This window comes from Streptomyces sp. NPDC042002, from assembly GCF_055588305.1.
In genome coordinates this window covers 19,314-30,628 of record NZ_JBVJCT010000031.1, presented here as the reverse complement: position 1 = coordinate 30,628, position 11,315 = coordinate 19,314, and the positions used below count along the sequence as shown (strand labels likewise).

The window sequence follows — 11,315 nt, the reverse complement described above, 5'->3', positions numbered from 1 at the left end:
ACCCTTCGACCGCGGGGGCGGAATTCAGCCCCTCCGGCGTTTGAGGAGCGGGGTCCGGGGCGGAGCCCCAGGTACGGGCAGGGTAGGGGCGGAGGGGGGAAAACCCGCTCCACCACGCTGCACCCCCTACACCCGCAGCGGCGGCCAGCCCTGGCCGGCCGGCCAGAAGATGTTGTTTTGACATCCTGCACCTGCTCAAGGACTCCCTCGACGCCGCAGGGAGCACCAACACGTACGTCGGCGTCGGACCGAAGCGGATCATCCTGCGCTACCGCATCCACGAGGCCCTGGAACGCGCCGAGGCCGCCGACCCGGTGAACTGGGCCGCCCTCGACGCCGACCTCGGCTACGCCGACCAGGCCCACCTGATCCGGGACTTCACGGTGACGGCCGGAGTCCCGCCCACGGTCTACGCGAACAGCCACCCGGCCGCCTTACCACTACATCGCCCGACCGACGGATCGCCCCATCGCCCGCCGATCCCTGGGCTCCGGTAAATCCCACTTGACCGCACCCCACCCCATGCCAGATATTCATCTGCGTGACACAGACACTGCATGACACACACGAAGCCGCGCACCCTCCCGCCCGCACCCGCTGGGCGATCCTCGGCGTCGTCCTCGCCGCCGACGTCCTGGACCTCCTCGACGGCACCATCACGAACATCGCCGCCCCGACCATCTCCCACGACCTCGGCGGCGGCACCGCCCTCATCCAGTGGCTCGGCGCGTCCTACGCCCTCGCGCTCGGCGTCCTGCTCGTCCTCGGCGGACGGCTCGGCGACAGGTACGGCCGCCGCCGGCTCTTCCTGACCGGCCTCGCCGGTTTCACCGCCGCCTCGCTCGCCTGCGGCCTCGCCCCGACGCCGGGAACCCTCGTCGCCGCCCGCCTCGCCCAGGGCGCCTTCGGCGCGCTCGTCATCCCGCAGGGCTTCGGCATCCTCGGCGCGACCTGGCCCCGGGACCAGATCGGCAAGGCGTACAGCCTGTTCGGGCCCGTGATGGGCCTGTCCGCGGTCGGCGGCCCGATCCTCGCCGGACTCCTCATCGACGCCGACCTCGGCGGCCTCGGCTGGCGCCCGATGTTCCTCATCAACCTCGTCCTCGGCGGCGCCGCGCTCCTCGCCGCCGCCCGGCTGCTCCCCCGCGACACCGGCGACCGTACGACCACCGTCGACCTCCCCGGCTCCGCCCTGCTCGGCGCCACCATGCTCGCCCTGCTGACCGGCCTCATCGAGGGCTCGGCCCACGGCTGGAGCGCGCTCCCCGTCCTCCTCCTGCTCGCCGGCCTCGCGCTCTTCGCGGCGTTCTGCCACCGCCAGCGCACCGCTCCGAGCCCCCTGATCCGGCCCTCCCTCCTGCACAACCGCGGCTTCACCTCGGGACTGGTGATCGGCATCGTCTTCTTCGCCGCGGTCTCCGGCCTCCTGTACGTCGTCTCCCTCTTCCTCCAGCAGGGCCTCGGCCGCTCCCCCGCGGCTGCCGCGCTCGCCCTGATGCCCCTGTCGGCGGGCATCGTCGTCGCCTCGATCGCCTGCTACCGCCTGATCGCCCGCCTGGGCCGCCGACTCGTCCTCATCGGCTTCCTCGTCACGCTCGCCGGAACGGCCCATCTCCTCGCCCTGGTCGCCGTCTCCGGCACGGACACCGGAAGCTGGGCCCTGGTCCCGCCGCTGCTCGTCATCGGCCTCGGCATGGGCGCCTGCTTCGGCTCGCTCTACGACGTCACGATCGGCGACATCGCCCCCGAGGAGGCCGGCAGCGCGGGCGGTTCACTCGGCGCGGTCCAGCAGCTCGCCAACGCGATCGGAGCCGCCGCCGTCACCACCGTCTACTTCCGCGCCGACGGCGACGGGGCCCACGCCACCACCGTGAGCCTCGCCGTCGTGGCCGCCATCACCCTCCTGTGCTGCCCCCTCGTACGCCTGCTGCCGCTCAAGGCACCGGAACAGCACCACTAGGCCCTGTCGGTCCTGGGGCCACCGAGACCGCAGGCGTCACAGGAACCGCCGGGGTCGAAGGGCCGCAGGGGCCACCGGAGCTACCTGGACCGCCGGAACTACCGGGATCACCCGGATCACCGGAGAACGCCCGGGGAACGAGGACCAGTCGGCCCCGCATGCCTCCGCACTCCGCAAGCCGCGCGTGCGGGACTGGGCGGAGCACGTCGAAGCCCGCGAGCGCTACGACGCGTCGTCCGAGGCTTCCTGGAAGTCCCCGGACCGCAGCCGCGCGACCTGCTCGGCGCTGAAGTCGACCGTGCGCCGCATGTGCCCGATGATCAGGGCGACCTCGGCGTCGTCGAGCCCGTCGAACAGGCCGTACCAACCGCCGCCCAGCCGCTCCCACATCCGCCCGAACTCGGCGATCTTCTCCGGCACGGTCGCCACCAGAACCCGCCGCCGGTCGACCACATCACGCTCCCGCACGACATAGCCGGCCTTCTCCAGCCGGTCCACCAGCCGCGTGGCCGACCCGGTCGTCAGCCCTGTCATCTCGGCGATCCGCCCGGTGGTCACCGGCCCCGCCTCCAGGCTGAGCAGATTCACACACTGCACATCGGTCGGATGCAGCCCGATGTGGTCGGCGAGGGCCTGGTTGAACAGCGCGTACGAGGCCATGTACCGCCGCGACACGACCGCCAGCTCCCCCAGCAGCCGCTCCCGCGCTTCCCCAGCCGTGGCCATACGGCCCCCTTCCACCAGCCCAGCCAAAATCGTACGCCGCACGCCCCGCACCCCCCGAAACCGGCGCCGCGCCCCACCGGCGTTCTCTCGCCCCCTCCGCCCCAGACCCCGCTCCTCAAACGCCGGAGAGGCTGAATTTCCCGGGCCGGGGAGATGGTGGGCCACCACGACGCACCCGCGGCCGGCCGCGCGCCGTCGGGGACGTGCCGGTACATCAAATGCCCGCAGGCCGGACGGATCATCACCCACCCGCACCTCGAAACGCCGGTGGGATCCGTTCGGATGCGGGCGGATGTACCGGCGCGGCCCCGACCCACCCACCGGCCCGAACCGCGTCCTGACACAGTGACCGCATGCTGATCGCCCGCTCCGCCGCTCTCTTCGTCCTGGCCGCACTCCTGGAGATCGGCGGCGCCTGGCTGGTCTGGCAGGGGGTACGCGAGCACCGCGGCTGGCTGTGGATCGGCGCCGGCGTGATGGCCCTCGGCGTCTACGGCTTCGTGGCCACCCTCCAGCCGGACGCCGAGTTCGGCCGCGTCCTCGCCGCGTACGGCGGAGTCTTCGTGGCCGGCTCCCTCGCCTGGGGCGTGGTCGCGGACGGCTACCGCCCCGACCGCTGGGACATCACCGGCGCCCTGATCTGCCTGGCCGGAGCAGCCGTGATCATGTACGCGCCCCGTGGGGGCAGCTGACGCCCGCCTATCCTGGCCGGAGCAACCGAAGACACGCAGACACCGCCAAGGAGCAGCCGTATGACCCCCGCCGCCGCGTCCCGTATCGCCGTCATCACCGGTGCAAGCAGCGGAATCGGCGCCGCGACGGCCCGGCAGCTCGCGGCCGAGGGCTACCGCGTCGTCCTCACCGCCCGCCGCAAGGACCGCATCGAGGCGCTGGCGGAGGAGATCGGCGCGGCGGGCGGCCAGGCGACCGCGTACGCCCTGGACGTCACCGACCGCACGGCCGTCGACGAGTTCGCGACGGCGTTCAAGACGATCGGCGTACTGGTCAACAACGCGGGCGGCGCGCTCGGCGCCGACCCGATCGCGACGGCCGACCCGGCCCAGTGGCGCCAGATGTACGAGACGAACGTCATCGGCACCCTGAACATCACCCAGGCCCTCCTCCCGGCGCTCACCGCCGGCGGCGACGGCACGGTCGTCGTGCTCTCCTCCACGGCGGGCCACGGCACGTACGAGGGCGGCGGTGGCTACGTGGCCGCCAAGCACGCCGAGCACGTCCTCGCGGAGACGCTGCGCCTGGAGATCGTCGGCACGCCCGTCCGGGTCATCGAGGTCGCCCCCGGCATGGTCAAGACCGACGAGTTCGCCCTGACCCGCTTCGGCGGCGACGCCGAGAAGGCCGCCAAGGTCTACGCGGGCGTGGCCCAGCCCCTCACCGCCGACGACGTCGCCGAGACCATCACCTGGGCCGTCACCCGCCCCAGCCACGTGAACATCGACCTCCTCGTCGTCCGCCCCCGCGCCCAGGCGTCGAACACGAAGGTCCACAGGGAGCTGTGATGCCCGATCCGGCGTCACCTCCGGAGCAGCCGTCGCCCCCGGACGCCGAACAGGCCCGCCTGGCCCTGGAGAAGAAGCGGGAACGGTACGTCTGGTACTACCTCGCGTACTTCCTCTTCGGCATCCACATCGTGGCCTTCGTCATGATCTACGCGGTCCTGCACGCGAAGTGACCGCCCGGAGCCGCGGGCGGTTCCAGGCGCCGCTCGTGAACACCCACGCGTAAGGGTCCGAGCCGTCAACGGCTCGGACCCTTCGGGCAGTTCAGCCCCCCACGCGCTTCAGCCCTTCACGCAGACGACCTGCTTCAGCTTCGCCACGACCTCCACGAGGTCGCGCTGCTGCTCGATGACCTGCTCGATCGGCTTGTAGGCGCCCGGGATCTCGTCCACGACGCCGGAGTCCTTGCGGCACTCCACGCCCCGCGTCTGGTCCTCCAGGTCCTTCGTCGAGAAGCGCCGCTTCGCCGCGTTGCGGCTCATGCGCCGACCCGCGCCGTGCGAGGCCGAGTTGAAGGACATCTCGTTGCCGAGGCCCTTCACGATGTACGACCCGGTCCCCATCGATCCCGGGATGATGCCGAACTCCCCGGCCCGCGCGCTGATGGCTCCCTTGCGCGTGACGAGCAGGTCCATTCCGTCGTAGCGCTCGATGTTGACGTAGTTGTGGTGGCAGCTGACCTCCGGCTCGAAGGTCGGCTTCGCCTTCCTGAACTCCTTGCGGACCACGTCCTTCAGGAGCGCCATCATGAGCGTGCGGTTGTGCTTCGCGTACTCCTGGGCCCAGAACAGGTCGTTGCGGTACGCCGCCATCTGGGGTGTGTCCGCGACGAAGACGGCGAGGTCACGGTCGACCAGGCCCTGGTTGTGCGGGAGCTTCTGGGCGACACCGATGTGGTGCTCGGCCAGCTCCTTGCCGATGTTCCGCGACCCGGAATGCAGCATCAACCAGATGGAACCGGTCGTATCAGTGCATACCTCTATGAAATGATTACCCGATCCAAGCGTCCCCATCTGCTTGGTCGCCCGGTCCTGACGGAACTTGACCGCTTCGGCGACTCCGTCGAACCGCCCCCAGAAGTCGTCCCACCCGGCGGTGGCCAGGCCGTGGAAGCCGTTCGGGGTGACCGGGGAGTCGTGCATCCCGCGGCCCACCGGGATCGCCTCCTCGATCTTCGAGCGGAGTCGCGAGAGGTCGCCCGGCAGGTCGTTGGCCGTGAGCGAGGTCCGGACCGCGGACATTCCGCAGCCGATGTCGACGCCGACCGCCGCCGGGCACACCGCGTCCCGCATCGCGATGACCGAGCCGACCGTCGCGCCCTTGCCGTAGTGGACGTCCGGCATGACGGCGAGTCCCTTGATCCAGGGCAGGGTCGCCACGTTCTGGAGCTGGCGGAGTGCGACGTCCTCGACCGACGCCGGGTCGGCCCACATGCGGATGGGAACCTTCGCCCCCGGCACCTCTACGTACGACATATCGCCCTCGATCCCCAGAAAAACAGCAGAAGTCTTAAATCGCAAAACCGGCACCTAGGTCGACGTATGGGACAACGGACCGGCGTCCACGGCTGTGCGTGCGATACACATTGTCTCCAGGGGTCGCCCCCGTGCGGCAACCGAATAACCACAGGACACCCGGGCCGAAGCGCCGTCGGGACCGTCGAGAGGAGCCTGACCGTGCAGCGGAAGGCGTACGTATCTGGCGCCGCCGTGCTCCTCGCGGCATTGCTGGCGGGCTGCACGAGCGGTTCGGGCGTGGGGAGTTCGGCTCCGGACTCCAAGGGCGGCGACACCGGCACGACGGCCCCTGTGGCCCAGCCCGGCAAGTACCGCACCCTCCCGGAGGCGTGCGGCGCGGCCGATCACGACACGCTCGACTCGCTGCTGCCCGGCATCCAGCAGATCACCGACGAGACGCAGCAGGAGAAGGCGTACGAGGGCGAGGCCACGCTCACGTACGACACGGACCGGCGTGACGGCTGCAACTGGAAGGTGGATTCCACCTCCGCCACCGATCACCTCTTCGTCGACTTCGAGCGCGTGGTCTCGTACGACAACGCGGTGAGCGACGAAAGCAAGGCCGCGGAGCTGTACGCCGGCAAGCAGACGGCGGCCGATCTTCCGGAGCCCGCCGTGTCCGCTTCCGGCGCCGCCGGCCCGAGCCCGAGCGGCAGCGCCAGCACCCCGGCCGACGACAACACCGGTGCCGGCGGCGACAACGGCGACGCCTCCGCCCCCACCGCCTCGGCCTCCGCCTCGGAGACCCCGGCCGAACTCCAGCCGCGCGTCCTCGACGATCTGGGCGACGAGGCGTACATCGACGACAAGCTGAGCACCGGCTCGTCGACGGCCCAGCAGCGCACGGTGACTGTGGTGTTCCGCACGTCCAACGTGATCGTGACGATCGAATACGCCGAGCAGCCGACGACTTCCGCGACCGCCCCGGACAGCAAGGAAATGCAGGACAGCGCGCGGAAACTGGCCCAGAAGCTGGCCTCCAGGCTCAACAGCTAGCAACCCCGCGGCCCCTGGGGGCGCCCTGGCGCAAACCCCCCGAACGGGAACCGCCCGGGCGCCCCACCGCGTACCGTGGCCCCTCGGACCCGACCGGTCGCACGCCCCATGTGCGGCCGTACCACGAGCCACGAGCGAAGGAACCATGCACCGACCAGTACAGCGAGTAGGCCGAGAACCGCGACTCACCCGCATCCTTGTCAGCGCAGCAGCCGTCCCGGCGATGCTCGTCGCCGCGGGCTGTTCCTCGGACTCCGGCTCCGGCGGCGACGCGCAGAAGAGCGCGAACGCGGCCCCGGGGCCGACGGTGTCCGTGTCCAAGACCCCCGCCGTCCAGCCCGCCGCGTACCCGACGCTGCCCAAGCCGTGCACGGTGCTGTCGCAGAAGACACTGGACGAACTGGTCCCGAAGGGCTCCAAGTCGGGCAAGTCCGGCAAGCTGGACGATCCGGCGCAGCGCGGCAACTGCAACTGGAGCAGCCTCGACAACAACGGGGTGAAGGGCTCTCAGTTCCGCTGGCTGAACGTGGCTCTGCTGCGTTTCGATTCGGACGCGCGCGGCACGGGCAACGAGCAGGCGCACGATTACTTCCAGAAGCAGGTCGCCGGCGCGCAGTCGGTGACGGGCGCGCTGGGCACCAAAGCGGAGCAGGTCGCCGGGACGGGCGACGAGGCGACGGCCGTACGGTACGGCCTGAAGAAGAAGGAAGGCTCCTTCAAGCAGCAGACGATCGTGGCGCGCGTCGAGAACGTGGTCGTCACGCTCGACTACAACGGTGCCGGTCTCGCGGGTGAGAAGACCCCGGACGCGGCCGGCCTGCTGAAGGCGGCCGAGAAGGCCACGAAGGAGGCGGTGGCCGCGGTGTCCGCCGCGAACAAGGACGGCGGCGCGGTGAGCGCGGCCTCGCCGGATCCGGCCTCCTCGTCGAAGGCTCCGTCCGCCTCCAAGGCTCCGTCGGCCTCGCCGTCCAGGAGCGCCGCCAAGAGCACGTCCAAGACCGCCGCCAAGGCGGGCTCCGAGAGCGCCTCGCCGTCGCAGTCGGCGGAAAAGAGGAGCTGACCCGGTTTCGACCGGATCCGGGGCTCAAGTCACGGCTCCGGCAGGACAGTTAAGGGGGCCCGGTTCTCTCGGGGACCGGGCTCCGCCCATACCGCGCATCCGTATGCCACACACATGTGCCACTCTGTTGCGCGCAACAACACGCAAGGGGAGGGGAGTACAGGTGGCCGCGCCCATACAGCTGACACGGATGCACAAGATTCTCATCGGCGTGGTCGTCGCCGGTGCGCTCGTCATCGCCGGAATCGGCTTCGCCGGTTCGTACGCGGCGGTCCGTGAGCTGGCGATCAAGAAGGGCTTCGGGAACTTCGCGTACGTGTTCCCGATCGGCATCGACGCGGGTATCTGCGTCCTGCTCGCTCTGGACCTGCTGCTGACCTGGATCCGCATCCCGTTCCCCCTGCTGCGCCAGACGGCGTGGCTGCTGACGGTGGCGACGATCGCGTTCAACGGCGCCGCGGCCTGGCCGGACCCGCTGGGTGTCGGCATGCACGCCGTCATCCCGGTCCTGTTCGTGGTCTCGGTCGAGGCGGCCCGCCACGCGACCGGCCGAATAGCCGACATCACGGCCGACAAGCACATGGAGGGCGTCCGCCTCACCCGCTGGCTGCTCTCCCCGGTCCCCACGTTCCTGCTGTGGCGCCGGATGAAGCTGTGGGAACTGCGCTCCTACGAGCAGGTCATCAAGCTGGAGCAGGAACGTCTCGTCTACCAGGCCCGCCTGAACTCCCGCTTCGGCCGCGCCTGGCGCCGCAAGGCCCCCGTGGAGTCCCTGATGCCGCTGCGCCTGGCGCGCTACGGCATCCCCCTGTCGGAGACGGCCCCGGCAGGTCTGGCGGCGGCGGGCATCGAGCCCGCGCTGCTGCCGCCGGCGCCGGCGCCCGCCCTGGCGCCGGCCGACGCGTCCGCGAGCAGTCGCACCCTCGAACCCGCGGCGGCCCCTCAGCCCCAGCCCGTCGAGCAGCGCCCCGCTCCCGAGGGCGGCGAACGCCCCGAGCCTGCGGACTACGCCGAGCCACAGAATCCGTGGCTCCAGGCGCGGGACCCCCAGTCCATCGCGTACCAGGGCGGCTACGACCCGGACACGGCGTACCGGCAGTGGTACGCGGAGCAGCAGCAGGCCGAGCTGTTCCAGGAACAGCAGCAGTTCCGGTCCCAGCAGCAGTTCCCAGAAGAGCAACGGTTCGAGGAGCAGCAGAGGTTCGAGGAGCAGCGGTGGTTCGGGCAGCAGTACCAGGAGCCGCCGGCCCCCGCACCCGAGCCCGTCCCGGAGCCCTCTCCGGAGGACACGGGTACCTTCCCGATCCCGTCCGGCCCGGGCCGTACCCGTGGGATGGGTTCGGGCGGTAGCACGGAGCCGACCGAGGAGGACTACTACCTGGTCTTCAAGAAGTCGATAGACGGCAGCTACCCGACCTCGGGCCAGTTCAGGGGTGACGTGGAGGCGACGTACCGCCTCACGCTCCCGCAGCGCGAGGCCGACCGCATGGTCCACCGCTTCACCAACCGCCACACGGCGGAACTCCAGGAGGACCACATCGCCTAGGCACGTCGGCGCGCGAGCGCGTCGGCGAGTACGAGGAAGGGGCGCCCGGTGATCACCGGGCGCCCCTTCCTCGTACTCCGTACGGCGTGCGGTTACGCGCTGAGCAGCTTGCGCACCCGGTCCTGTCCGACGGCGAGCAGCAGCGTGGGCAGACGCGGCCCGGTGTCGCGGCCGACGAGCAGGTGGTAGAGCCGGGCGAAGAAGGTGCGCTGGGCGACCTTGATCTCGGCGGGGAGTTCCTTGGCGGTGGCGTCGGCGGAGAAGCCCGCCTGGACCTTGGGAACGCCGTAGACGAGGTGGGTGAGGCCGTCCAGGGACCAGTTCCGCTCCAGTCCGTCCAGGAGCAGGCGCAGCGACTCACGGCCCTCGTCGTCGAGGGACGTTAGCAGCTCGACGTCGGGTTCGTCGCGCACGACGGTGCGCTCCTCGGCGGGGACCTGGGTGTTGATCCAGGTCTCGGCCTTGTCGAGGCGGGGACGGACGTCGTCGAGGGAGGTGAGCGGGTTCTCGGGGTCGAGCTCGCTCAGGATGCGCAGGGTCTGGTCCTCGGCGCCGGCGGTGATGTCGGCGATGGAGGCGAGGGTGCGGTACGCCATCGGGCGGGGGGTCCTGGGCAGGTCCCCGGCGGCGGTGCCGACGGCACGGGTGTACGCGGCGGCGTCGGCCGGGAGGACCGAGCCTTCGGCGACCTTGCCGGCGAGCTTGTCCCACTCGTCGTAGAGCCGCTGGATCTCCTGGTCGAAGGCGATCTTGAACGACTGGTTGGGGCGGCGGCGGGCGTACAGCCAGCGCAGCAGCTGCGGCTCCATGATCTGGAGCGCGTCGGCCGGGGTGGGGACCCCGCCCTTGCTGCTGGACATCTTGGCCATGCCGGAGATGCCGACGAAGGCGTACATCGGCCCGATGGGCTGCTTGCCGCCGAAGAGACCGACGATCTGCCCGCCGACCTGGAAGGAGGATCCCGGGGAGGAGTGGTCGACACCGCTCGGCTCGAAGACGACGCCTTCGTAGGCCCAGCGCATGGGCCAGTCGACCTTCCAGACCAGCTTGCCGCGGTTGAACTCACTGAGCAGGACGGTCTCGGTGAAGCCGCAGGCGGAGCAGGTGTACGACAGCTCGGTCGTCGTGTCGTCGTAGGACGTGACGGTGGTCAGGTCCTTCTCGCACCGCCCGCAGTAGGGCTTGTACGGGTAGTACCCGGAGTCGGAGCTGCCGTCGTCCTCGGCGGCGGCGCCCGATCCCTCGGCGGCTTCGAGCTCGGCCTCGTCGACCGGCTTCTGGCCCTGCTGCTTCTTGGCGGGGGCCTTCTTGGTCCGGTACTGGTCGAGGATCGCGTCGATGTCGCCGCGGTGCTTCATCGCGAACAGGACCTGCTCGCGGTAGGTGCCCGCGGTGTACTGCTCGGTCTGGCTGATCCCGTCGTACTCGACGCCGAGCTCGGCGAGCGCGGCGGTCATGGCGGCCTTGAAGTGCTCGGCCCAGTTCGGGTACGCCGAACCGGCCGGGGCCGGGACGGAGGTCAGCGGCTTGCCGATGTGCTCGGCCCAGGACTCGTCGACGCCCGCCACGCCCGCCGGAACCTTGCGGTAGCGGTCGTAGTCGTCCCAGGAGATCAGGTGGCGCACGGTGTACCCGCGGCGGCGGATCTCGTCGGCGACGAGGTGCGGGGTCATGACCTCGCGGAGGTTGCCGAGGTGGATCGGGCCGGACGGGGAGAGACCGGACGCGACGACGACCGGTGCGGTGGCGCCAGAGTCTTTCGCGCCCGGGGCCCGACGCTCCGACTCCTCGATGACCTCATCCGCGAAACGGGAGACCCAGTCGGTGGTCTCGGTGCTCTGAGCCACGATCGGCACGTCCTTCTTTCTCATACGCGAGTACGGCTGACCCGACCATTCTCCCAGCTCGGACCCCAACCGCGAAAACGGCTTTTCACCGCGTGGGATACTGGCTTTCCCTGTACTCGCCTTGTACTCACCTTGTACGCGCA

10 protein-coding genes and 1 pseudogene are annotated in these 11,315 nt (G+C 70.5%); 8 read left to right on the top strand and 3 right to left on the bottom strand.

From position 1 onward, the window contains the following. Positions 1–233 precede the first annotated feature (233 nt). Positions 234–497, top strand: a pseudogene (locus tag ACZ6KY_RS32090) (helix-turn-helix domain-containing protein); the annotation flags it as partial. Positions 498–541: 44 nt separating this feature from the next. Continuing rightward, positions 542–1,960: an MFS transporter gene (locus ACZ6KY_RS32085; protein ID WP_469313774.1), complete on the top strand. Its 1,419-nt coding sequence runs from the start codon at positions 542–544 to the stop codon at positions 1,958–1,960. Between the two features lie 222 nt (positions 1,961–2,182). On the opposite strand, the gene ACZ6KY_RS32080 is transcribed toward ACZ6KY_RS32085, so the two are convergent. Then, a complete protein-coding gene (locus ACZ6KY_RS32080; protein WP_469313773.1) occupies positions 2,183–2,686 on the bottom strand; it encodes a MarR family winged helix-turn-helix transcriptional regulator in 504 nt (167 codons plus the stop codon). A gap of 353 nt (positions 2,687–3,039) precedes the next feature. Between ACZ6KY_RS32080 and ACZ6KY_RS32075 the strand changes: the two genes are divergently transcribed. Genes ACZ6KY_RS32075 through ACZ6KY_RS32065 form a run of 3 tightly spaced genes read left to right on the top strand, consistent with a single transcriptional unit; the run spans position 3,040 to position 4,379 of the window. Continuing rightward, positions 3,040–3,378, top strand: a complete 339-nt coding sequence (locus ACZ6KY_RS32075; protein ID WP_469313772.1) for a YnfA family protein — start codon at positions 3,040–3,042, stop codon at positions 3,376–3,378. Positions 3,379–3,438: 60 nt separating this feature from the next. After that, positions 3,439–4,206 carry an SDR family NAD(P)-dependent oxidoreductase gene (locus ACZ6KY_RS32070; RefSeq protein WP_469313771.1) on the top strand — a complete coding sequence of 256 codons (768 nt, stop codon included), beginning with the start codon at positions 3,439–3,441 and terminating at the stop codon, positions 4,204–4,206. Then, the gene (locus ACZ6KY_RS32065) at positions 4,206–4,379 is read left to right on the top strand and encodes a hypothetical protein (RefSeq protein WP_469313770.1); all 174 of its coding nucleotides are present in this window, start codon (positions 4,206–4,208) and stop codon (positions 4,377–4,379) included. Before ACZ6KY_RS32070 ends, ACZ6KY_RS32065 begins: the two co-directional genes overlap by 1 nt. Before the next feature lie 108 nt (positions 4,380–4,487). Here the strand turns inward: ACZ6KY_RS32065 and ACZ6KY_RS32060 are convergent, their stop codons facing one another. Continuing rightward, the gene (locus ACZ6KY_RS32060; protein WP_469313769.1) at positions 4,488–5,681 is read right to left on the bottom strand and encodes an RtcB family protein; all 1,194 of its coding nucleotides are present in this window, start codon (positions 5,679–5,681) and stop codon (positions 4,488–4,490) included. Positions 5,682–5,882: 201 nt separating this feature from the next. On the opposite strand from ACZ6KY_RS32060, the gene ACZ6KY_RS32055 reads away from it, so the two are divergent. From ACZ6KY_RS32055 to ACZ6KY_RS32045, 3 genes are all read left to right on the top strand, one after another. Further along, positions 5,883–6,719, top strand: coding sequence for a DUF3558 domain-containing protein (locus ACZ6KY_RS32055; RefSeq protein WP_469313768.1), 837 nt, complete (start codon positions 5,883–5,885; stop codon positions 6,717–6,719). A 145-nt stretch (positions 6,720–6,864) separates the two neighbouring features. Next, the gene (locus ACZ6KY_RS32050; RefSeq protein WP_469313767.1) at positions 6,865–7,779 is read left to right on the top strand and encodes a DUF3558 family protein; all 915 of its coding nucleotides are present in this window, start codon (positions 6,865–6,867) and stop codon (positions 7,777–7,779) included. A 190-nt stretch (positions 7,780–7,969) separates the two neighbouring features. Beyond that, positions 7,970–9,325 carry a DUF2637 domain-containing protein gene (locus ACZ6KY_RS32045; protein ID WP_469313766.1) on the top strand — a complete coding sequence of 452 codons (1,356 nt, stop codon included), beginning with the start codon at positions 7,970–7,972 and terminating at the stop codon, positions 9,323–9,325. 92 nt (positions 9,326–9,417) lie between these two features. Here ACZ6KY_RS32045 and lysS read toward each other — a convergent pair whose 3' ends face one another. Continuing rightward, positions 9,418–11,181, bottom strand: a complete 1,764-nt coding sequence (gene lysS, locus ACZ6KY_RS32040; RefSeq protein WP_469313765.1) for a lysine--tRNA ligase — start codon at positions 11,179–11,181, stop codon at positions 9,418–9,420. Positions 11,182–11,315 lie beyond the last annotated feature (134 nt).

Excerpts from the sequence above, each read along its gene's own strand:
- ACZ6KY_RS32075 (WP_469313772.1), top strand. The coding sequence starts at position 3,040 with ATGCTGATCGCCCGCTCCGCCGCTCTCTTCGTCCTGGCCGCACTCCTG.
- ACZ6KY_RS32080 (WP_469313773.1), bottom strand. The coding sequence starts at position 2,686 with ATGGCCACGGCTGGGGAAGCGCGGGAGCGGCTGCTGGGGGAGCTGGCG.
- ACZ6KY_RS32060 (WP_469313769.1), bottom strand. The coding sequence starts at position 5,681 with ATGTCGTACGTAGAGGTGCCGGGGGCGAAGGTTCCCATCCGCATGTGG.
- ACZ6KY_RS32045 (WP_469313766.1), top strand. The coding sequence starts at position 7,970 with ATGCACAAGATTCTCATCGGCGTGGTCGTCGCCGGTGCGCTCGTCATC.
- ACZ6KY_RS32070 (WP_469313771.1), top strand. The coding sequence starts at position 3,439 with ATGACCCCCGCCGCCGCGTCCCGTATCGCCGTCATCACCGGTGCAAGC.
- ACZ6KY_RS32050 (WP_469313767.1), top strand. The coding sequence starts at position 6,865 with ATGCACCGACCAGTACAGCGAGTAGGCCGAGAACCGCGACTCACCCGC.
- ACZ6KY_RS32065 (WP_469313770.1), top strand. The coding sequence starts at position 4,206 with ATGCCCGATCCGGCGTCACCTCCGGAGCAGCCGTCGCCCCCGGACGCC.